Origin of the sequence: Mesorhizobium sp. WSM4983, assembly GCF_029625765.1 — a bacterium.
Taxonomy (GTDB): domain Bacteria; phylum Pseudomonadota; class Alphaproteobacteria; order Rhizobiales; family Rhizobiaceae; genus Mesorhizobium.
This window is the reverse complement of record NZ_JARTVM010000005.1, coordinates 44,716-65,528: the sequence shown is the minus strand read 5'-3', so window position 1 is coordinate 65,528 and position 20,813 is coordinate 44,716. Positions and strand designations below refer to the sequence as shown.

The window sequence follows — 20,813 nt, the reverse complement described above, 5'->3', positions numbered from 1 at the left end:
ACGGCTGAAGCGAACCTGAACTTGGGTAATTCCCTGGCGCGAATGAGGCCAAAAGGTGACGTTGCATCTTCGCAACAGCGAATGTCAGCACGCTAGTCATGTTGCGCTGCACACCGCTTGGTTCAAGGGGTTCGGGGACCTATATTGCATTATGAAACTTCCGCAATCCGGGTCGGCAGCGTGCGTACGGGCCGCTTCGCCACATTCCTGCCCCAGGTAGAAATGGCATTTAACGCTTGGCCCGTCATATTGTGCCGGCTTCCCGGAATCGTGAAGCCGATAGAGGATTGACGACATGAAAGAAGCCTTTGGCGTGGTGCTGGTGACGGGTGGAGCGAAAAGGATCGGCAAGGCGATCGTCGAGGACCTTGCCGCGCATGGCTTTGACGTGGCCATCCATGCCAATCGTTCCGGAGCCGAGGCCGAGGCGCTGGCCAGCCGCATCAGGAACCAGGGCGGCCGTGCCGCCGTGCTCGCCGCCGACCTCACCGATATGAAAGCCGTCGGCGATCTGGTCGGCCGCTCCGAAGCTGCCCTTGGCCCGGTCACGCTCCTCGTCAACAACGCCTCCTTGTTCGTCGACGACCGTGTCGAGGATTTCGACTGGCAGGCCTGGGACCGCCACTTCGCCATTCATCTGAAGACGCCGGCGCTGCTGGCGCAGAACTTTGCTCGGGCCTTGCCGGAAGGCGCGGAGGGACTGATCGTCAACGTCATCGACCAGCGTGTCTGGCGGCCGACGCCGCGCTATTTCTCTTACGCGCTGTCGAAATCGGCCCTGTGGACGCAGACCCAGATGCTGGCGCAGGCGCTGGGGCCGCGCATTCGCGTCAATGCCATCGGCCCCGGCCCGACACTGAAGAACAAGCGCCAGGACGACGAAGATTTCGGCAGGCAGGTCGAAGGGCTGATTCTGAAGCGCGGCCCACAATTACCGGAATTCGGCGCCACCATCCGCTATCTCTGGGAGGCGCGCTCCGTCACCGGCCAGATGATCGCGCTCGACGGCGGCCAGCATCTTGCATGGCAGACGCCCGATGTGACAGGCATGGTGGAATGAGTCCTGCCCATAAACACAGCCCCCTCGGCGCCGCCGATGATTTGCCGCCCGATCTCGACATCGAGGACGAGGCGTCGGAGGAAATCGTCGAGCCGGAGGCGGTTGCCGCCGGTCCCGACGTCGCTTTCACCGCGATCGACTGGACGCCGCATGCCGGCGACGCCGACGGCATGGTCGGCGCCGAGGTGATCCAGACTTTGGTCAAGCGGCTGCCCAACCAGCCGGGCGTCTACCGAATGATGAACGCCGCCGGCGACGTGCTCTATGTCGGCAAGGCGCGCAGCCTGAAGAAGCGCGTCACCAACTATGCGCAGGGGCGCTTCCACACCGCCCGCATCGGCCGCATGGTGCGCGAGACGGCGACGATGGAATTCGTCGTCACCCGCACCGAGATCGAGGCGCTGCTGCTCGAGGCCAACCTCATCAAGCGGCTGAGGCCCCGCTTCAACGTGCTGATGCGGGACGACAAGTCGTTCCCTTACATCCTGCTTACCGGCGACCATGTCTCGCCCGGTATCTATAAGCATCGCGGCGCGCGCTCGCGCAGGGGCGACTATTTTGGGCCCTTCGCTTCCGCCGGCGCGGTCGGGCGCACCATCAATTCGCTGCAGCGCGCCTTCCTGCTGCGAAGCTGCACGGATTCCTTCTACGAGAACCGCACGCGGCCCTGCCTGCTCTACCAGATCAAGCGTTGCGCCGGTCCCTGCACCGGCGAGATATCGCATCGGGGCTATGCCGAGCTGGTTGCCGAGGCGAAGGATTTTCTCTCCGGCCGCAGCCAGAAGGTGAAGACCGAGATCTCGGCCGCCATGCAACAAGCCTCCGAAGAGCTCGACTTCGAGCGGGCCGCTATCTACCGGGATCGCCTGGCGGCGCTGTCGCATGTGCAGGCGCATCAGGGCATCAACCCGCAGACTGTGGAAGAGGCGGATGTCTTTGCCATCCACCAGGAAGGCGGCCAGACCTGCATCCAGGTGTTCTTCTTCCGCACCGGCCAGAACTGGGGCAACCGCGCCTATTTTCCCAAGGCCGATCCGGCGCTGGAGCCGGCCGAGGTGCTGGGCTCGTTCCTGGCGCAGTTCTATGACGACAAGCTGCCGGCGCGTACGCTGCTTCTCTCCCAGCCGGTGCAGGAGCAGGAGCTGCTCGCCGAGGCGCTGTCAACCCGCGCCGGGCGCAGGATAGCGATCTCGGTGCCGCAGCGCGGCGAGAAGAAGGATCTCACCGATCACGCGCTGCAGAACGCGCGTGAGGCGCTCGGCCGCAGGCTGGCGGAAACGTCGACGCAGGCGCGGCTATTGCAAGGCTTTGCCGAGACCTTCGGCCTCGCAAGGCCGCCAGTGCGCATCGAGGTCTACGACAATTCGCACATCATGGGCACCAATGCGGTTGGCGCCATGGTCGTCGCCGGGCCGGAAGGTTTTGTGAAGAACCAGTACCGAAAGTTCAACATCCGCTCGACCGAGATCACGCCCGGTGACGATTTCGGCATGATGCGCGAGGTGATGGAGCGCCGCTTCTCGCGGCTGCTCAGGGAGCACGGCGACGTCCAGCCTTCAATCGGAGCGGGCGCGGAGGCCGAGGACGATGCGGCCGAGGATCTTGTCGAGGGAATCGGCAGCTTCCCGGCATGGCCGGACGTCATCCTGATCGACGGCGGCCAGGGGCAAATGACGGCGGTGCGCAAGATCCTGTCCGATCTCGGCATCGAGGACCGGGTCGTCGCCATCGGCATCGCCAAGGGCCAGGACCGCGACGCCGGGCGCGAGCGCTTCTTCGTCAAGGGCAGGGACTCTTTCACGCTGCCGGTGCGCGACCCGGTGCTCTATTTCGTCCAGCGCCTGCGCGACGAGGTGCATCGCTTCGCCATCGGCTCGCACCGCGCCCGCCGCAAGAAGGAGATGGTCAAGAGCCCGCTCGACGAGATCGTCGGCATCGGCCCAGGCCGCAAGCGGGCGCTGCTTCACCATTTCGGCACCGCCAAGGCGGTCAGCCGCGCCGCGGTCGAGGACCTAGTCAAGGTCGATGGCATTTCCGAGCACGTGGCGAAGCTGGTCTACAACCATTTTCATGACAGCTGACCATTCTTGCGCCTATTTTGGGTTGACCAATCGAATCTCGCCTGTTGACCCCCCACATTGGCTTCTGATTTGAGTAGGCAGGCGGAGAGAGATCCCGATCAGATATGGCCCAGCGCGCTTTCAACCTGCCGAACATCCTCACCTACGCCCGCATCATCGCGGTGCCGCTGGTGGTGCTGTGCTTTTTTCTCGAAGGCCATCTGAAGTCCTCCGACTTTGCCCGCTGGTCGGCGCTCGCCATCTTCCTGCTCGCCTCCATCACCGACTATTTCGACGGCTATTTCGCGCGCGCCTGGCAGCAGACCTCCAACATCGGCAAGATGCTGGACCCGATCGCCGACAAGCTCCTGGTCGCCACCTGCCTGCTCTTGCTCGCCGCCGACACCGACCGCCATGCCGGCATTGCCGGTTGGTCGCTATGGGCAGCGATCATCATCCTGTGCCGCGAGATTCTTGTCTCGGGCCTGCGCGAATATTTGGCCGCGCTGAAGGTCTCGGTTCCGGTGACCCAACTCGCCAAATGGAAGACGACCATCCAGATGGTCGCCATCGCCTTCCTGCTCGTCGGCCCGGCCGGCGACAAGATCTTCCCGCTGACCACCCAAATCGGCCTGGTGCTCTTGTGGATCGCGGCACTTGTCACCCTCTACACCGGCTACGACTATTTCCGGGCCGGCCTGAAACACATCATGGACGAGTGAGATGTCGACCAAGCTCATCTATTTCGCCTGGGTGCGCGAGCGGATCGGCAAGCCGGAAGAGCATGTCGAGCTGCCCGCCGGCGTCGAGACCGTCGCCGACCTGTTGCGCTGGCTGAAGTCGCGCGGCGAGGAATACGAAAACGCGCTGCAATATCCGGACGTCATCCGCGTCGCCATCAACCAGGAACATGTCGGCCACCGCGAGAAAATCGCGGGCGCGCGCGAGATCGCGCTGTTTCCGCCGATGACCGGGGGCTGAGATGGCGAGCACGGTCGTGCCGGCCGTCCGCGTCCAGCGGGAGGATTTCGACGTCGCCGCCGAGATTGCCGCGCTGACCGAAGGCCGTGCCGACATCGGCGCCGTGGTCACCTTCTCCGGCCTCTGCCGTGACGAGCAAGGCGCGCTCGCCGCCCTCGAGCTCGAGCACTATCCCGGCATGGCCGAGGCCGAGATCGGCCGCATCGCCACTGAGGCCATCGGGCGTTGGCCGCTGCAGGGGCTCACTGTCGTCCACCGCCATGGAAAAATCGCGCCGGGCGAAAACATCGTGCTGGTGGTCGCGGCCTCCGCGCATCGCCAGGCGGCCTTCGAGGCGGCGAATTTCCTGATGGATTACCTGAAGTCGCGCGCGCCCTTCTGGAAGAAGGAGCACCGTGCCGACGGCTCCGAAGGCGGCTGGGTCGAGGCCAAGGAAGCCGACGACGAAGCCGCGGATCGTTGGAAGACCCCGGACAAGTAAGCCAGGACGGCATTGCCTTGGCGATCGCCCCATCCGGCGCGCTTCGCGGCACCTTCTCCCCTTGGGGAGAAGAGGGTCGCCCCGAACTGCTCTTCGCAATTTCGGTTGGCAATCCGCCTGAGGGACAAGCCGGCGAATTTCCTCCCCAAGGCCATCGAACGACCGCAATCCTTCCCGACCTTGCAAATCGGTTTGATTTGCTGGGCGGGAGCAATCTTATGCTGGACAGGATCGCGGAATTTTTCATCTTCGGCCTTGTGCCGCTGGTGGTCGGCGTGCTTGCCGTGCCGGAGTTCACCAGTGCCGCCGAAAAGACGATTGCCGGCGAGGTGACCTATCGCGAGCGCATCGCGCTGCCGCCCAATGCCGTGCTTTCGGTCGAACTCGCCGACATCTCGCTGGCCGGCGCGCCGGCGACGCTCGTCGGCCAGCGCAAGATCGTCGTGGCCGGCCAGGTGCCGATCAAATTCGAGATCGGCTTCGATCCCAAGGCAATCCAGCCCGGCAGGGCCTACGCGCTGCAGGCCCGCATAACGGTCGATGACCGGCTGATCTTCCTCACCGACACTCGCCACCAGGTCGATCCGCTGGACGGCAAGCCGCAGACCATCGTGCTGAAGAAGGTCACGTCGTAGCCTGGTTCGCAAAATTTCCGACACGCCGGAAACGCATAGAGACGAGGGATCGCGGCCGCTTCTGCGTCAGCCCCGGGAGTTCCGGTCTCTCGTCCGCCACCGCGTCCGCCACCATAACGGATTCGGCAAATGTTAACGGGGCGCGAAGAAGCGCGTCGCAACCATAGTGGCCCCGATTGACCGCGACCCCGCGACCACCTAGTTTCCCTCGTCAAATGGGGATGGGGTTCCCCCGAAACCGCCCGAGCTTTTCGCATCTGGGCTGATGACTCCTGCCAGGCGTGCTTTCGCGCGGCAGGATTTCTTTTTCCGCTCGCACACGCCTGTCTTGATGGCGCGATTCCCGCGAGGAATCGCTTTGTGGAAAGGCAAAGAAGCGATGAGCCTTGCGGCCTGCGCCCTGGTCCTGATCGGCGGCTTCCTCGGCGGTGTTTCCCGCTTCTTCCTGTCGGGCCTTGTCGGCCGCAGCGTCGGCGAGACCTTTCCCTGGGGCACGCTGGTGGTCAACGTCTCCGGCGCGCTTGCCATCGGCGCCTTCGCCGGCGCGGCGCGGGCCGTCGGGGGCATCTTTTCCGCCGAGCTCGTGCGCGACCTGATCGTGGTTGGTCTGTTCGGCGGCTACACCACGGTTTCGTCCTTTTGCCTACAGACGCTCAACCTCGCGCTCGACGGCGAGCGGCGGCTCGCCGCCTTCAACATCGTGGCTTCGGCGGCGCTTTGCGTGCTTGCCGTCGCCTTCGGCTTTTGGACCGTCGTGCGGATGGCGGGGTAGGGCGCATGTTTGGAAACGATAGACAGACAGCCCTGCCGCTTTATCTGGCGGTCGGCTGCGGCGCGGCTATCGGTTCGCTGGCGCGCTTTTTATGCGGCTACGTCGTCGTCTCGCTGCTGGGCTGGAGCGCGCTGCTTGCAACGGCGTTCGTCAACGTCGTCGGCTCCTGGGTCATCATGTTCTTTTCCACGCTGACCCGGCCGGATGGACGCTTGATGGTCGGCCCGGCCGGCCGCCAGTTCGTGACCGGCGGCTTCTGCGGCGGTCTCACCACCTTTTCCTCGATGAGCCTCGACACCTTCATCCTGCTTCTCGAGGGCGACCTCGGCCTTGCGGCGACCTATCTTGTCAGTGTGGTGGTGCTGTCGCTTGCGTCGGCCTGGCTCGGCTATCTCATGGCGGCCAGGTTCAACCGCTTGCCGATCACCAGGTGATCAGGGAGGAGACCATGGCACTTCTCGCCGGCTCGGAGGCCTCGGCGCAGCCGCGGGCATCGCCCGTTCCTAAAGCCTGCACGGCCGGCCCGCTCAAACAAAAAGGCGGCCCGAGAGCCGCCTTCATTGCTGGGACCGAAGCGTCTCAGCCGACGATCTCGGTGTCGGAGAACCAGTACCTGATCTCCTGCGCGGCGGTCTCCGGCGCGTCCGAGCCGTGCACCGAATTTTCGCCGATCGACAGCGCATGCACCTTGCGGATGGTGCCCTCGGCGGCATTGGCCGGGTTGGTGGCGCCCATCACTTCGCGGTTCTTGGCGATGGCGTTCTCGCCCTCCAGCACCTGCACGACGGTCGGGCCCGACGACATGAATTCGACCAGCTCGCCGAAGAAAGGACGATCCTTGTGGACGGCGTAGAAGCCTTCGGCCTCGCGGCGGCTCATCCATACGCGACGCGACGCGACGACGCTGAGGCCCGCGTCTTCCAGCATCTTGGTGATGGCGCCGGTCAGATTGCGCTTGGTGGCATCCGGCTTGATCATGGAGAAGGTGCGTTCGATCGCCATTGGGTCGTCCTTGTTCTGGGAATGGAAATTGGAGTGGCGGGCTCTATACAAGCCGCTTGGCGGCTTGCCAAGGGGAGGCGGCTTCTGGTCAAGGCCGGCTGTTTGCGGGATAATTGGACGGCTGAGAGCGCGCTTCGCGTGCAGTCCGGAGCGCCGCGGCAGCGGAGCAGGAGGCGATGAACCGGCTCTACCTCAAACGCGACGATATCGCCGGCATTTTCTTGATGGCCGTGGTCCTTGCCGTGATCGTCTTCGTCCTGCTGTTCTTTCCACAAACCGGACAGCAGAATTTCGGCTTCGGCCCGGAATGGCAATGCGCCCGCATGGGAGAGGGCGATCCGATCTGCGTCAGGCTGGTCGAAAAGGATGAAGCCGGAAAATTCCCGCCTTGAGGGGGAGATGGCCGGCAGCACAGAGCGGGGCGCCGCGCGTGAAACGCCGACTTCTTCTTTCGCAAGTAGGCGCCGCAGCTGTTGAGGCGCCCACTCTGTCACCTTCGGCGACATCTTCCCACAAGAGGAAGATTAGCGCTTACGCCGCCGCGGCGACCTGCCGGCCGATTCCGCCATGCAGGTCGAGGCAGCGTTCGAACCATTCGGCAACGCCGTCGCCCGTCTCGAGCAGCTGGTAGGGCGAGGCGACGCGCGCCCATTGCAGCGCCCCGAACACGATGTAGTCGGCAAACAGCGGCGATGTCCCGCCGATGAAAGGCTGATAGCTGAGCATCGAGCGCAGCGGCTCGAGCGAGGCACGAAAGCCGGCAAGCCCCTCGTCGCGGCCGGCCACCACCTCTTCGAGCCGCTTGCCGAGCCGCTGCTCGCGGCTCTCGCGGAAATAGGCGCGGTTCGCCTCGTCCTGCATGCTGTGCAGATCGGTGAGCAGCACCGTCATGAGGTAAGGATGGATGGTGAGCTGCGACCAGCGTTCGATGAAGCGCGCCGTCGCCTTGCCGCCTTCGCCGCCGAACAACGTCGGCCGCTCGGGGTAGGCTTCGTCGAGATAAAGGGCGATGGCGAAGGAATCGGCCACCACGCGCTCGCCATCGCGGATCACCGGCACCGTCTTCGACGCGCCGCCTTCCACCTTGGGGACTTCCAGGAAGCGCGTCGGCACCTTGGTGGCGTCGAGCCCTTTGTGGGCCAGCGCCATCTTCGTCTTCCAGCAATGCGGACTGAAGGGGCGTTTTGCGTCGTGGCCGACGAGATCATAGAACAGAATGGTCATTACGGTTCCTGCGGGTTACGAAGAGCCGGGATTCGTTGCGAGCCGGGTGGAAGAATGAAACAGCATTTCATGATGTTTGCGGCCTACAATCAATGGGCCAACACGCGCATCTATGATGCCGCCGCCGATCTCAGCGAAGAGGAACTCGGCCGCGATGTCGGCGCCTTCTTCGGCTCGACGCTGGGCACGCTCAATCACCTGCTCGTCACCGACCGCGTCTGGATGAAGCGCTTTACGGGCGAGGGGGACGCGCCCTCAAACCTTGCGACGATCCTCTATCGCGCCTTCCCGGGCTTGCGCCTGGCACGCGAGGCCGAGGACAGGAGGATCGTCGACTGGATGGGCGGCATGACCGATAAGGCGCTCACCGGGCGATTTTCCTATATGACCACCGACATGCGCACCGTTTCGCAGCGGCTGGCGCCGGCGCTCAGCCATCTCTTCAATCACCAGACCCACCATCGCGGCCAGGCGCATATGTGCCTTACCGTCCTCGGCAGACCCTCGGTGTCGCTTGACCTGATGCAGTTCCAGCGCTCCGAAGAAGGCCGCGCCTACGCCTGAAGCTTACGGGATTCCGGTTGGCCAATTCAAAAAAATTAAGAAACACTTCAATTTCGTCTATATTTTTAAAGCAGAAGTATCGTTTTTGAAAACTACGATTCGTCACATGCGAAATAGCTAAAGAAACCGAAAGGGCACTCTCGGCGTATTTCTGTCTCAAAAGCTACGCGCTCTAGAAAAGCGCAACAAACGATGCAAGGCGGAAATACAAAATCACAGGGAGAGTGTCATGGTCAGTATCGTAAAAAGATTCGCCAGCACATTGGCGAGTGGTGCAATCGTCGTTGCTCTTGCCATGCCGGCGAACGCCCAGAGCGTCGGGGTCGGCGGCCTCGGCGGCGTATCCGTAGGCGGCAACAGCGCCGACGCCAATGCGGGCGGCCCAAATGGGGCTGACGGAAATGCATCCTTCGGCGGCAGCAACAACAGCGCCAGGGTTTCGATCGGCGGCGCAAGCGGAGGCAGCGGAACCGCCACCATCGGCGGCAGCAGTTCCACGGCCACGGCATCGATCGGCGGGACAAACGGGGCTGGAGCCGATGCGACTTTGGGCAACGGCACCAATAGCGCGCTCAACGTGACGACGGGCGGCGCGAACGGCGCTGGCGTCGCCCTCGGCGCTGGCGCCGCCGTTCCTGGAACCGTCGGCGCGACGCCGCCGGGAACGACGAACCTGTCTTCCGCCGTCGCTCAAATGTCGAGCAGCCAGTTGTCGCGGATGAAGAAGCGCTGCGTCGATGTGCTCAGCAGCGAAGGCACCTATGATCGTGATCTGAGGGCGCTCTGCCTGATGATTTCGCGTCGTTGACGGCGCGCAACGAGAGCCTCCGGCCAATTGCAAAGCCCGCCGCTGCGTCGGCGGGCCTTCTTCAGGCTGGCGGCGCGCTCGACGCCTGGTTAACCACATTCCCATTGAAGCCAATATATTAGGACTTCGTTTGCGCTCGCGCTCCACAATAGGCCAGTTGTAGTGGGAGCAATGCCATGCGCATCGATTTGTCCCCCACCAGTTGGGGCAGGGTCGCGCTGGTCACCGTTGCCGGCACGGCATTCTTCATTGCCGCGGCCTTCTTTGTCGATTCCTTCAACTTCGCCTCGCTGTCACCCGAAGCGCTGCTCTGGGCCAAGCTCACCGACCTGTTCCTGCCGCTCATCCTTGGCGGCTCCTTCCTTTTCTTCCTGATGTGGAAGATGCGCCAGCTGGCCATCGCCCAGAAGGAGCTCAGCATCATTGCCGCGACCGACAGCCTGACGGCGGTCTTCAACCGCGGCGCTTTCTCGATGCTGGTCGAGGCCTATCTCGACAAGGCTCGCAGCCATGCGGTGGCCGAAGCCGGCGCGCTGCTGATCGTCGATGCCGACCATTTCAAGTCGATCAACGACCGGCTCGGCCACGATTGCGGCGATCAGGCGCTGAAGCTGATCGCGAGCAAGATCCGGAGCCAGCTCCACGGCGCCGACATCGTTGGACGCATCGGCGGCGAGGAATTCGCGGTCTTCCTTCCGGGCGCCGACGCGACGCGCTCCTTCCTGGTCGCCGAGTCGATCAGACTGCGTATCCGCGAGGCCGAGTTCGCGCCGGGCGGGCAGCCGTGCCCGCTTTCGGTCAGCATCGGCGGCGTCGCGTTCAGCGGGCCCACCACCTATCACCACATGTTTCGGGTCGCGGACAGGCATCTTTACAAGGCGAAGTCGAACGGACGCGACCAGGTGAGCTTCGAAAGCCCGCGCAGCAGGCTATCCGGCGAGGCCGCCGGCACCTTCCACTGAACGAACCCGCGCAGCAGGGAACGGAGCGCCCTCACCAGCGGTGGGGCTGAGTAGGAGTGTCGTCCCGCCTTTGGGTAGGCGTTTATTTCCACATGCCGCGCATGCGCGCGCCGAGATCGACCTTGACGCCCGGCTTTTGGCGCGGGTCGTCCGTGATCGCCGCGCTCGCCCAGGATGACTGTTCGAAAGCCGAAAGCATCGAGGCCGGGATGAAGCGGGTGCGCGAGGCATAGACGTGACGATCGCCGCGCGCCGGCTGGTTGTGCGGATAAAAGCGCTGCGGCACCACCAGGTGCAGGCTGTCCTTGGCGCGCGTCATCGCCACATAGAGCAGCCGCCGCTCCTCCTCGATATCCTCCTTGGTACCGACGCCGAGATCGGCCGGGATGCAGCCGTCAACCGTGTTGAGCACGAAGACGTTCTTCCACTCCTGGCCCTTGGCCGAATGGATCGTGGACAGGATCAGGTAATCCTCGTCGCGATGCGGCGGGCCGGCCTGGTCGCTGGTGGCGTCGGGCGGGTCGAGCGTCAGCTCGGTCAGGAAACGCTCGCGCGAGGGATAGCCCGACGCGATCTGCTCGAGCTGCAACAGGTCGGCCCGGCGCGTGATCGCGTCCTCGTGGATACGCTCCAGATGCGGCTCGTACCAGAGCCTGATCCGCTCGAGGTCGGCCGGCCATTTGGCGCCGGCGCGCAGCCCGCTGTAGATGTCGAGGAAGACCGGCCAGTCTTCGGCCGCGCGCTGCGGCGGCCGGAAGCGGGCAAGGCCGAGCGTCTCGTCGAGCGACGTCGCCATCGCCTCGACGATCTGTGAGGCGGCCGAAGGCCCGATGCCGGGCATCAACTGCAGCACCCGGAAGCCGGCGACCCTGTCGCGCGGGTTCTCGGCAAAGCGCAGCATCGCCAGCATGTCTTTCACATGCGCGGCATCGAGGAATTTCAGCCCGCCGAATTTGACGAAGGGGATGTTGCGCCGCGTGAGCTCCACCTCCAGCGGCCCGCTGTGATGCGAGGCGCGGAAGAGCACGGCTTGCGCCTTGAGCGCCGTGCCGGCCTCGCGCTCGGCAAGGATCGCCTGGCAGACATAATTGGCCTGCTCAGCCTCGTCGCGCACGCTTACCAGTTGCGGCTTGTGCGACGACCGGCGTTCGGTCCAGAGATTCTTGGTGAAACGCTCGCTTGCCTCGCCGATCACTTTGTTGGCGGCGGCCAGGATCGGCTCGGTCGAGCGGTAATTGCGCTCCAGCATGACGATCTCGGCGCCCTGCGCGAACTGTTTTGGGAAATCGAGAATGTTGCGCACTTCCGCGGCCCGGAAGGAATATATCGACTGTGCGTCATCGCCCACCACGGTCAAGCCCGCGCCGTCCGGCTTCAGCGCCAACAGAATAGAGGCCTGCAGCCGGTTGGTGTCCTGGTATTCGTCGACCAGCACGTGGTCGAAGCGGGAGCCAAGGTGAGCGGCGATCTCCGGCTCGGCCGCCATCTGCGCCCAGTAGAGCAAAAGGTCGTCGTAATCGAGCACGTTCTGCGCCTGCTTGGCCTCGACATAAGCCGCGAACAGCTCCTTCAGCTGTTCCGCCCATCCTGAGCACCAGGGAAAGGCCGAGCCCAGCACCTCGCCGAGCGGCGCCTGGGCGTTCACCGCCCGCGAATAGATCTGCAGGCAGGTGGCTTTGGTCGGAAAACGGCTTTCGGTCTTGGAAAAACCGAGCTCGTGCCGGGCAAGGTTCATCAGGTCGGCCGAATCCTCGCGATCGTGGATGGTGAAAGCCGGATCGAGGCCGATCTGCTCGGCATAGTCGCGCAAGAGTCTGGCGCCGATACCGTGGAAAGTACCGGCCCAGGATAGCGCATCGGCGATGATCGCGGCATCGCGGCCCAGCACCTCGCCGGCGATGCGCTCGACGCGCTTCGCCATTTCAGCCGCGGCGCGGCGCGAAAAGGTCATCAAAAGGATGCGGCGCGGATCGGCGCCCTTGACGATGAGGTGCGCCACGCGATGCGCCAGCGTGCTGGTCTTGCCGGAGCCGGCCCCGGCGATCACCAGCAGCGGCGCGGCCACCTTGCCGTCGCCATGCACCACCGCCAGCCGCTGCTCGTCGTTCAGCCGGGCAAGATAGGCAGGAGTTTCGAAGGACGAATCACGGGCGGCGATGTTCATCGCCCATCAAGCATCGTTTCCGCTTTGTTCGCAATACAGCTAATCTCGCCCAAAGGCGGCCAAGTGGGGGGCGATGCCCGGCAGGGCAGAGGGGACGCTGTACGCGCCGGCATGTGCTGGATAGGCCGGCCATCTTCCCAACAAGCGCGAGAACGGCCGATCTACCTTTTCGGCTCGACGCCCATCGCCGCCGACTGGCGCCGCAGCGACCGCCGATCGTCCGGCGGCGCGAGATCGCCGGACGCCTCCTCGATGATCCTCATCGTGACGCGATAGGCCGTGTAGCCGAACAGGCCGACGAGCAGCAGACGGATCATGACATCTCCTCGTGGGTTAACGAGGTTCAACCGGAGACAGGCGCGTTGGTTCCCGCCGGACGGCGCAACCAAACCGCCGCCGCCTCGTTTGCTTCGAAGAAAGGGGCGAACGAGAGGAGGTCGTCATGAAGAAACTTCCTGTGCTGCTGGCTCTCGCGGCAGGGCTCGGGCTCGCCGCCTGCGACAACAGCGTGCAGCCCACCAAGGCGCCAAGCGACACCGTCGACAAAAACCCGCAGGTCGACAAGAACCCGGTGCCGCAATCGACCACCGGCGGCGACCAGCCCGGCACGCCGCCGAAGCAATGAGAGCGGACGATGTTGTCGGGAGACGAAGCGGCGGCGCCGCAGAAGAAGGCCGGCGCTGCTTGGGAGGAAGCTGGAAAGCGCCGGCCAAGCGGGAAAATCAGGCCCGCCGCAGGATCAAAGATAGCTGAGTCTCTCCGCCGCGTCATGGGGCGATCGCGCTAGCCGGCTACAGGTATCCGTCCAAACGCTTTGTCGGCCTTCAAAGATCGGAGAATCTCAGGGGTGTGTTTGCGTCGCTTGCGCCGCCGCGTCACGCCATCGCGGCGCGCGCCAGCGGCACGTTGGCGATCTCCAGGTCCAGCTGGCGCTGCGTCAGCGCCGCTTCGGCCATGATCCACTGCTTGAACAGCTCCACCTTGCAGGCGCCGAGCGCCTTGATGGGGCTGACGAAATACCAGCCGGCGGTGTTGGGATGGTGGACCGCGAAGGGGGCGACCAGCCGCTCGGCTCGGATGTCGCTTGCCATATAGGCGCGGTTGGCAACGGCAAAGCCCATGCCGGCATTGGCCGCCTCGTAGGACATCATGCAGGAATCGAAATAGATGCTCTTGGTCTCGCCAAGCACGAAACTCGCGCCGGCAAAAGCCAGCCACGACTGCCAGTTCTGGGTGCAGGTGTCGGAGTGGAGCAGGGTGAAGTGCCTGAGGTCCTCCGGCGTCACCTTGGACAGCGGCTTATCGCCCAGCACCTCGCGGAACAGCTTGCGGCTGCACACCGGCGTCAGGTCCTCCTTGAACAGCAGCGCGGAGTTGAGGCCGGGGAAATTGCCGTCGCCGTAGCGGATCTCGAGATCGTATTCGGAGGTCGCGAATTCATGCGTGGCATAGGAAGTCGAGACCCGCATTTCGATATCTGGATACTGCCGCTGGAAGGTGGCAAGCCGCGGAAACAGCCAGCGCGCCGCGAAGGTCGGCAAAACGCAGATCTTCAGCACATGCGCCTGGGATTGGCCGGTCGCCTCCATGCTGGCAGCCACGATCCGCTCCAGCGCCTCGCGCACGCGCGCCACGTAGGTCTCGCCTTCCGGCGTCAGCGACACCGCATTGCCGCCGCGCTGGAAGATCTTGAAGCGCAGCTGGTCCTCCAGGCTCTTCACCCGCTGGCTGACGGCGGAGGCGGTAATGAACTGCTCTTCGCCCGCACGCGTGAAGTTGCGGTGCCTGGCGGCGCTCTCCACGATTTTCAGCGAGTTTAAGTTGACCTGGCTGAGCAGACGCACGGGGTTCGACCTTTAGCTATGCTTAAAGTAGCACCAGCATTCCTAAATTTACAGGGGAGGGTGCTCAATCGACTGTTTACCAAGTGTTGCCCCGACCTTGGAGAAGTAGAATGAACGCCCATACAATCCCCGAACTGCGCTATGCGATGAGCCGTGAAGCCATCATCGGTCATGATACGGCGTGGAAAGTGTCGAGCTTCGGCGTCGCCCAGTATCTTCACGGCTACGACCCGCAACTGCTCGCCGCGATCGAGGAGGCGGCGCTCAAGCTCAAGGCCAGCCACGCCGTGCACAAGCATCTCGACCTCACCTTCATCACCGGCGCGGACCGCTACATTCCCGAGATCAAGGAACTGCTCAACGACAAGCTGCGGCTGGAACGGCTGTCCGACATGATGGGCACCAAGCTCGAACCCTATCCGCTGTCTATCGTAGGCTCGACCGTCACCTTCATGAACCCCAAGGACGGCGCCGTCGACTGGCACTGCGATGGCGTTCCGGTTACGGAACTCATTCCGCTCTCGATCAGCGATCCTCTGATCGGCGGCCATCTTGAAATCTATTGCGACGATTCCGAGACGGGGCGTGCCATCCTCGAATCCGGCAGCGACCTGCCGCGCAACAGGGTCATGCGCATCGACCACAAGATGAATTACGCCACGCTCGGCCAGTTCCTCGGCGTGCTCCATCGCACCGCGCCGATCCAGCTCGGCTCGCGGGTCACCCTGGTGCTCAACCAGCGTTCGGTGGCGAAGCCCTATGTCGACGACAACCGCATGTTCTACCTCGCCGCCGACAACGACCAGGACCGCGGCTGGGTGAACGAACTGGCCGAGGACGTCTGGACGAACCAGCTGCCGGCCTATCGCCGTCACGCCGAAGAACATCCCGTGCCGAAGCCGGCTGTCGATCCGGTCTCCGGCGGAGCCAGGGAATCGTGGTAGTGGCTGACGATCCGGCCGGTCGCCAGCCGCCTTCAGCATCGCTGAGCCTTGGCCCGCTCACCGCCGAAAGGCGCAGCGACCGTTCCAGCGCTGCTCCCCCGGTGGCGCTGGCCTTTGCCCTCGGCGCCGTGGCGCTCTGGGCGACTAACGCTTTCGTCGGCAAGACGCTGCTTGCCAATCACCCGGTATCGGAGGTGCAGTTCCTGCAGTTCTCAGGCGCCGCGCTGGTCTTTGCGCTGATCAGGTTCTTCCCTTCTCCCCTTGTGATCAAGGGGGCCGGACGGATCGCCGACGCAGGAGTTTCTTCCAACATCTCTCATCCGTCTCGGCGCTCCGTGCCGATCCACCTTGTTCCCCAAGGGGATAAGGGGAGAACCATGCGCGCCTGCGCCGTCGGCTTCATCGGCCTGGTCGGCACCATGGCGTTGCAATACATCGCCTTCGCCTCGATGCCGGTCATCGAGGCCAATCTCGTTGCCTACACCTGGCCGCTGATGGTCGCCGCCGCCGTCATCGTGCTCGGCCGCCCGCGACGGCCGCTGCTGCTTGGACTGACCGCCGCGCTGGGCTTCACCGGCGTCGCGCTGGTGATCTCCGGCGGAGGCGCGCATGCCTGGTTCGGAGGTAGCCCCGTCGGTTATTGCGCCGCCTTCGGCTCGGCACTTTGCATGGCCTTCTACTCGCTTGCCGTCGGCCGCCTTGCCGTGTCGCCGGATCGGCTTCTGCTGCCTTCGGCCCTGATCGGCGTGGCGCTGACCTTCGCATGGTGCCTGCATGACGGCGTCGCCGCCCTGGGCGGCTTGGACCTGCTGCTCGGACTCTATCTCGGCGCCGGGCCGATGGGGCTCGGCTATTATTTCTGGTCGCGCGCGCTCAGCCTCGATCAGGGTGGGCGGCTCGCGGTCGTGGCGTATCTCACGCCGATCGCTTCCACGCTTTTGCTGGCGCTGTCGGGCGAAAGCCTGTCGATGACGGCCATGGCTGGCGCCGTCCTTGTCATCGGCAGTTGCATTGCTGTCGGCATCGAACGTCCGGAGGGCTGAAGACCATGCCAGGGATCGTACCAGGAAACATGCCAGGGAGCGGGCTTGACGACGACGAACGCCGGGCCAGACAGGAGGCGCATTGGCTGGTCAAGGAATTCGGCGCCGAGGCGCAGCTCTATGCCGCCATGAAGGCTGAGAAGGCCATCGAGCAGAAGGATTTCGGCCGCTGCGCCCCGCTGGAAACGCGTGCTGGAGATTCTGGCCGACGGCCCGACCGATCTCCGGCGCGGCGTTGCCGCGAAATAAGCGACTTGCCCTAACGAATCGGGCATGATCGATTGATCAGAGAGCCAGCGCTGCTCGCAATTATTGGCTTTCCGTCCAGAATTCCAATTTTTGCAGGAATTACTCGTAGAAATTGAAGTGCTGTTGCGTCATTTCCTCGCCCGTGCAGAGCTTCGGTGCTGTAAAGTGTTTGTTGTAGGTATTAGAATTCCTAACTTGCGCGGTCGCGGCCCGCGGTGAAAACATACCTTCGGTATTGAGTCTCGCACGTTTACTGACTCTGGACGTCCGTTGGGGGACAGGTCCAATAAGATACCTAGACTAAAGTCTTAAAAACAGCTGGTCATTTGAGAGCCAGCAGAAGGTGAAAAAATTGTCCAATATCGACGACAAGACTGCAATCGAGCTGACCGCCGACATTGTTTCGGCCTATGTGGGCAACAACCCGCTTCCGGCATCCGGCCTGCCTGATCTGATCGCCAGCGTCAGCGCTTCCGTGCGCAAGCTCGCCGGGGGCGCCCCGGTGAAGGAAAGCGCGCCGCAGACGCCGGCCGTCAATCCGAAGCGTTCGGTATTCCCCGACTACATCGTCTGCCTCGAGGACGGCAAGAAGTTCAAGTCGCTGAAGCGGCACCTGTCGACCGACCATGGGCTGACGCCGGACGAATATCGCGCGAAATGGGGCCTGCCGGCGGACTATCCCATGGTGGCGCCCAGTTATTCGGCCACTCGCTCGGCGCTTGCCAAGTCTTCCGGCCTGGGCCGGAAGCCGGCCGCGGATTCCGGCAGGGGCAAGCGTAAAGCCAAGGCCTGAGCCGAAGGTCATGCTGCCCGCTACGGACGGCGCCACGCCGTCGGCCGACCGCTTTGCCGCGCTCGACGCGTTGCGTCGCAGGGTGGCCATCCAGTCTTGCGCCGATGCCGGCGAGGGGGTCAAGGCGCGGCGCGTCCTGTTTTCATTGGACCTGCCGGCCATCGATCTGCGTACCGCGCTCGACGCGCTCGACAATTTCGAGCGCGCCATCGTCGAGCATGACGACCGGCCGGTCGTCGCTGCGCGACGGCTGAGATGCCTCGCGGTCCTGGACGGCATCGTCGGCGGCTGAAAAGGCGCATGGTCAAGGCGGTTCCGGGATAACCGCGCAGCGGTTTTCCGGAATCCGGGAGGAGCGGTATTCAGCGTTAGTCCCTATCAAAGCCGGACCCGCTCGGGCCGCCTTCAATTGCGCGGCAGCTTGCGCGCCCCGGTGCCTCGATCCTGGTCGGCCGCGAGGCTGTCCGCCTCGACGGCGGTCATTTCCAGCAAATAGACAAGCATTTGATAGCGCGTTCTTGAAAGCATCTTCGCCAGCCTGCGCGTGATCTCCGCCACATATCTTAGCATGCGCAGATCGTTTGCCGCCCCGTCCATCGTGAGCTCCTAAACAAGCCAAGTTATTGTTGTTGTTCTTCTTGATCATTCTTGGCGCTTACGCGCGACTCACAGCGCAATTCCAAATTCGCAGGGTCACGACAAAAACTGAAGTCAATTTTCAGAAAGCATCAGGCCTGGGCCAAAAGCTTTCGACGCGCGGCAGCCCAGAGCGGCGCTGCGCCGCCGGCCTATCGGTCATTGCGTAGGCGACGTCTGGGATTGTTTTCCAGGATAAATTTGGATCAGCAGGTGTTTCGTCGCGTCCGCCTCTGGCCTGCCGGTCATCTCCTCCACTTGGGCGGAGACTGGCAGCGTCGGCGCCGCGCTTGCCGGGCCGGTTAAGGGGAGCACTGCAGCCGTCTCGCCCTCAAACAGCACCACTTGTGTCGCCAGCGCGGCGGTCGTGGCGACCTGGAAGAAGATGAAGGCGAGGGCGAAATAGCGGATCACGGGGCTCAGAACGCTTCGGCCGGCAACTGGTTCCCTGATTGGGCTCGGGACCGGCGCCCGGAACACGGCGAGCCGTCCTCCAGGCCTGGCTCTTGCGAAGCGCCGACGTCCGGTGCAAAAGCCCGCCCATGCTTATCATCAACGACTTCTCGCTGCGCATGGCGGGGCGCCTGCTTCTCGATCATGCCTCGCTGACCCTGCCGGCCGGCACCAAGGCCGGTCTCGTCGGCCGCAATGGCACCGGCAAGACGACACTGTTCAAGGCAATCACCGGCGATTTCCCCTCCGAGACCGGCTCGATCAGCCTGCCGAAAAACACCCGCATCGGCCAGGTCGCACAGGAGGCGCCGGGCACCGAGGAGCCGCTGATCGACATCGTGCTGAAAGCCGATGTCGAGCGGCAGGCCTTGCTGGAAGAGGAGAAGACCGCGACCGATCCGCACCGCATCGCGGAAATCCACACACGGCTCGCCGACATCGATGCGCATTCGGCCGAATCCCGCGCCGCCACCATCCTTGCCGGCCTCGGCTTCGACGATGCGGCGCAGAAGCGCCCGGCTTCGTCCTTCTCCGGCGGCTGGCGCATGCGCGTGGCCTTGGCCGCCGTGCTGTTCTCCGAACCCGATCTTCTGTTGCTCGACGAGCCGACCAACTATCTCGACCTCGAAGGCACGCTCTGGCTCGAGAACTATGTCGCAAAGTATCCGCACACGGTTTTGCTCATCTCGCACGATCGCGACCTGCTCAACCGCGCGGTCAATTCGATCGTCCATCTCGACCAGAAGAAGCTGACCTTCTGGCGCGGCGGCTACGACCAGTTCGAGCGCCAGCTCACCGAGCAGCGCGAGCTGCAGGAAAAGAGCCGCGTCAAGCAGGAAGCGCAGCGCAAGCATATGGAATCCTTCGTCGAGCGTTTTCGCGCCAAGGCCTCGAAGGCCAGGCAGGCGCAATCGCGGCTGAAGGCGCTGGAGAAGATGAAGCCGATCGCCGCGGTGGTGAACGACACGGTGCGGCCGTTCTCCTTCCCCGAGCCGGTGAAGACGGTGGCCTCGCCGATCGTGGCGCTCAACGGCGTCAATGTCGGCTACACCGAGGGCAATCCGGTGCTGAAGAAGATGACGCTGCGCATCGATGCCGACGATCGCATCGCGCTGCTCGGCGCCAACGGCAACGGCAAATCGACGTTCGCCAAGATGCTCGCCGGCCGCCTCAAAGCCGAGACCGGCACGATGACGGTGGCGCCGGGCCTGAAGGTGGCGATCTTCGCGCAGCACCAGCTCGACGATCTGCGTCCCGAGGAAAGCGCCTATGAGCATGTGCGCCGGCTGATGCCCGATGCGCCGGAAGCCAAGGTGCGCGCCCGCGTTGCGCAGTTCGGGCTCTCGACCGAGAAGATGAATACCGCGGCGAGAGATCTGTCCGGTGGCGAGAAGGCGCGTCTCCTGATGGGGCTCTCGGCCTTCGAGGGGCCGAACCTGTTCATCCTCGACGAGCCCACCAACCACCTCGACATCGACAGCCGTGAATCGCTGATCCATGCGCTCAACGATTTCCCTGGCGCGGTGATCCTCATCTCGCACGACCGGCATCTTCTGGAGGCGACGGCGGACCGGCTGTGGCTGGTCAAGGACGGCGCGGTCAATCCTTATGACGGCGACCTGGAGGACTACAAAACGCTGGTCACCGGCGTTTCCTCAAATCGTCGGGAACAGAAGGAGGCGGACAAGGCATCCAAGGCCGACCGTCGCCGCGAGGCCGCCGCCCGGCGCTCGGCGCTCGAGCCTCTAGCCAAGGAGATCCGCGCCACCGAGGCGCTGATGGACCGCATCCGCAAGCGCATCGACCTGATCGAGGACGAGCTCGCCAACCCGGCGATCTACGAGAAGGACCCCTCGACCGCGACGCGGCTGGCCAAGGAGCGCTCGCAGCTTGCCCACACACTTGCCCTCAACGAGGACAAGTGGCTGACGATGTCGGCGGAATATGAGGAGGGGATCGCGGAGTAGGGCGGTTCCCCTTCTCCCCTTGTGGGAGAAGGTGGATCGGCGCGAAGCGCCGAGACGGATGAGGGGTGTTGGATGGAGTGACGCGCCGAACAACAGGCGGCTTCGATCGCCCATTTCTTTGTCGTAGCGATCCTTCCAACACCCCTCATCCGACCGAGCTTCGCTCGGCCA

The 20,813-nt window shown here is 64.0% G+C and carries 26 protein-coding genes and 1 riboswitch; of the genes, 19 read left to right on the top strand and 7 right to left on the bottom strand.

The window, feature by feature from the left end:
* The first annotated feature begins 295 nt into the window (after positions 1-295).
* The 8 genes from P9254_RS16590 (at position 296) to crcB (P9254_RS16555) (ending at position 6,423) form a co-directional block, all read left to right on the top strand.
* Entirely contained in the window at positions 296-1,060 is a 765-nt protein-coding gene (locus P9254_RS16590) for an SDR family oxidoreductase (RefSeq protein ID WP_095800049.1), read from the top strand.
* On the top strand, positions 1,057-3,141 hold the full coding sequence (gene uvrC, locus P9254_RS16585) for an excinuclease ABC subunit UvrC (protein ID WP_278056485.1): 2,085 nt from the start codon (positions 1,057-1,059) through the stop codon (positions 3,139-3,141). Before P9254_RS16590 ends, uvrC begins: the two co-directional genes overlap by 4 nt.
* Positions 3,142-3,245: 104 nt before the next feature.
* Entirely contained in the window at positions 3,246-3,842 is a 597-nt protein-coding gene (gene pgsA / locus P9254_RS16580; RefSeq protein ID WP_067330383.1) for a CDP-diacylglycerol--glycerol-3-phosphate 3-phosphatidyltransferase, read from the top strand.
* Between the two features lies 1 nt (position 3,843).
* Positions 3,844-4,101, top strand: coding sequence for a molybdopterin converting factor subunit 1 (gene moaD, locus P9254_RS16575; protein WP_067330385.1), 258 nt, complete (start codon positions 3,844-3,846; stop codon positions 4,099-4,101).
* Between the two features lies 1 nt (position 4,102).
* Positions 4,103-4,582, top strand: a complete 480-nt coding sequence (locus tag P9254_RS16570) for a molybdenum cofactor biosynthesis protein MoaE (RefSeq protein ID WP_278056486.1) — start codon at positions 4,103-4,105, stop codon at positions 4,580-4,582.
* 218 nt (positions 4,583-4,800) lie between these two features.
* Positions 4,801-5,217, top strand: coding sequence for a YbaY family lipoprotein (locus tag P9254_RS16565; protein WP_095800047.1), 417 nt, complete (start codon positions 4,801-4,803; stop codon positions 5,215-5,217).
* A 208-nt stretch (positions 5,218-5,425) separates the two neighbouring features.
* Positions 5,426-5,499: riboswitch (Fluoride riboswitch) on the top strand.
* Positions 5,500-5,596: 97 nt separating this feature from the next.
* The gene (gene crcB, locus P9254_RS16560) at positions 5,597-5,989 is read left to right on the top strand and encodes a fluoride efflux transporter CrcB (protein WP_095800321.1); all 393 of its coding nucleotides are present in this window, start codon (positions 5,597-5,599) and stop codon (positions 5,987-5,989) included.
* A gap of 5 nt (positions 5,990-5,994) precedes the next feature.
* The gene (gene crcB, locus P9254_RS16555) at positions 5,995-6,423 is read left to right on the top strand and encodes a fluoride efflux transporter CrcB (protein ID WP_095800046.1); all 429 of its coding nucleotides are present in this window, start codon (positions 5,995-5,997) and stop codon (positions 6,421-6,423) included.
* Positions 6,424-6,568: 145 nt separating this feature from the next.
* Here crcB (P9254_RS16555) and ndk read toward each other — a convergent pair whose 3' ends face one another.
* A complete protein-coding gene (ndk, locus tag P9254_RS16550) occupies positions 6,569-6,991 on the bottom strand; it encodes a nucleoside-diphosphate kinase (protein ID WP_095823617.1) in 423 nt (140 codons plus the stop codon).
* 176 nt (positions 6,992-7,167) lie between these two features.
* Between ndk and P9254_RS16545 the strand changes: the two genes are divergently transcribed.
* On the top strand, positions 7,168-7,383 hold the full coding sequence (locus P9254_RS16545) for a hypothetical protein (RefSeq protein ID WP_067330396.1): 216 nt from the start codon (positions 7,168-7,170) through the stop codon (positions 7,381-7,383).
* A gap of 139 nt (positions 7,384-7,522) precedes the next feature.
* Here the strand turns inward: P9254_RS16545 and P9254_RS16540 are convergent, their stop codons facing one another.
* Positions 7,523-8,215, bottom strand: a complete 693-nt coding sequence (locus P9254_RS16540) for a glutathione S-transferase family protein (protein WP_095800044.1) — start codon at positions 8,213-8,215, stop codon at positions 7,523-7,525.
* Between the two features lie 54 nt (positions 8,216-8,269).
* On the opposite strand from P9254_RS16540, the gene P9254_RS16535 reads away from it, so the two are divergent.
* The 3 genes from P9254_RS16535 to P9254_RS16525 all read left to right on the top strand — a co-directional run bounded on the left by P9254_RS16535 (position 8,270) and on the right by P9254_RS16525 (position 10,549).
* Positions 8,270-8,779, top strand: coding sequence for a DinB family protein (locus tag P9254_RS16535; RefSeq protein WP_067330402.1), 510 nt, complete (start codon positions 8,270-8,272; stop codon positions 8,777-8,779).
* Between the two features lie 229 nt (positions 8,780-9,008).
* Positions 9,009-9,587, top strand: a complete 579-nt coding sequence (locus P9254_RS16530; protein WP_278056487.1) for a hypothetical protein — start codon at positions 9,009-9,011, stop codon at positions 9,585-9,587.
* Positions 9,588-9,763: 176 nt separating this feature from the next.
* Positions 9,764-10,549 carry a GGDEF domain-containing protein gene (locus tag P9254_RS16525; protein WP_278056488.1) on the top strand — a complete coding sequence of 262 codons (786 nt, stop codon included), beginning with the start codon at positions 9,764-9,766 and terminating at the stop codon, positions 10,547-10,549.
* 82 nt (positions 10,550-10,631) lie between these two features.
* Here the strand turns inward: P9254_RS16525 and P9254_RS16520 are convergent, their stop codons facing one another.
* The gene (locus P9254_RS16520; RefSeq protein ID WP_278056422.1) at positions 10,632-12,713 is read right to left on the bottom strand and encodes an ATP-dependent helicase; all 2,082 of its coding nucleotides are present in this window, start codon (positions 12,711-12,713) and stop codon (positions 10,632-10,634) included.
* A 161-nt stretch (positions 12,714-12,874) separates the two neighbouring features.
* Complete coding sequence (locus P9254_RS16515; RefSeq protein WP_082954124.1) at positions 12,875-13,030, bottom strand: hypothetical protein; 156 nt, start codon at positions 13,028-13,030, stop codon at positions 12,875-12,877.
* Between the two features lie 125 nt (positions 13,031-13,155).
* Between P9254_RS16515 and P9254_RS16510 the strand changes: the two genes are divergently transcribed.
* Entirely contained in the window at positions 13,156-13,338 is a 183-nt protein-coding gene (locus P9254_RS16510) for a hypothetical protein (RefSeq protein ID WP_067330410.1), read from the top strand.
* 250 nt (positions 13,339-13,588) lie between these two features.
* Here P9254_RS16510 and P9254_RS16505 read toward each other — a convergent pair whose 3' ends face one another.
* Positions 13,589-14,557: a LysR substrate-binding domain-containing protein gene (locus P9254_RS16505; protein ID WP_278056489.1), complete on the bottom strand. Its 969-nt coding sequence runs from the start codon at positions 14,555-14,557 to the stop codon at positions 13,589-13,591.
* Between the two features lie 110 nt (positions 14,558-14,667).
* Here P9254_RS16505 and P9254_RS16500 point away from each other — a divergent pair, with 110 nt between their 5' ends.
* From P9254_RS16500 to P9254_RS16480, 5 genes are all read left to right on the top strand, one after another.
* Complete coding sequence (locus P9254_RS16500) at positions 14,668-15,501, top strand: hypothetical protein (protein ID WP_066995820.1); 834 nt, start codon at positions 14,668-14,670, stop codon at positions 15,499-15,501.
* 101 nt (positions 15,502-15,602) lie between these two features.
* The gene (locus P9254_RS16495; protein WP_405023126.1) at positions 15,603-16,544 is read left to right on the top strand and encodes a DMT family transporter; all 942 of its coding nucleotides are present in this window, start codon (positions 15,603-15,605) and stop codon (positions 16,542-16,544) included.
* 5 nt (positions 16,545-16,549) lie between these two features.
* Positions 16,550-16,807 (top strand): hypothetical protein, encoded by a 258-nt coding sequence (locus tag P9254_RS16490; protein ID WP_278056490.1) that lies wholly within the window; start codon positions 16,550-16,552, stop codon positions 16,805-16,807.
* Positions 16,808-17,145: 338 nt separating this feature from the next.
* A complete protein-coding gene (locus tag P9254_RS16485; protein WP_066995912.1) occupies positions 17,146-17,586 on the top strand; it encodes a MucR family transcriptional regulator in 441 nt (146 codons plus the stop codon).
* 10 nt (positions 17,587-17,596) lie between these two features.
* On the top strand, positions 17,597-17,878 hold the full coding sequence (locus P9254_RS16480; RefSeq protein WP_067330418.1) for a hypothetical protein: 282 nt from the start codon (positions 17,597-17,599) through the stop codon (positions 17,876-17,878).
* A gap of 113 nt (positions 17,879-17,991) precedes the next feature.
* Here the strand turns inward: P9254_RS16480 and P9254_RS16475 are convergent, their stop codons facing one another.
* A complete protein-coding gene (locus P9254_RS16475; RefSeq protein ID WP_278056493.1) occupies positions 17,992-18,183 on the bottom strand; it encodes a hypothetical protein in 192 nt (63 codons plus the stop codon).
* 198 nt (positions 18,184-18,381) lie between these two features.
* Positions 18,382-18,636, bottom strand: coding sequence for a hypothetical protein (locus tag P9254_RS16470; protein WP_278056494.1), 255 nt, complete (start codon positions 18,634-18,636; stop codon positions 18,382-18,384).
* A gap of 128 nt (positions 18,637-18,764) precedes the next feature.
* Here P9254_RS16470 and P9254_RS16465 point away from each other — a divergent pair, with 128 nt between their 5' ends.
* Positions 18,765-20,642 carry an ABC-F family ATP-binding cassette domain-containing protein gene (locus tag P9254_RS16465; RefSeq protein WP_278056495.1) on the top strand — a complete coding sequence of 626 codons (1,878 nt, stop codon included), beginning with the start codon at positions 18,765-18,767 and terminating at the stop codon, positions 20,640-20,642.
* The last annotated feature ends 171 nt before the right edge of the window (positions 20,643-20,813 follow it).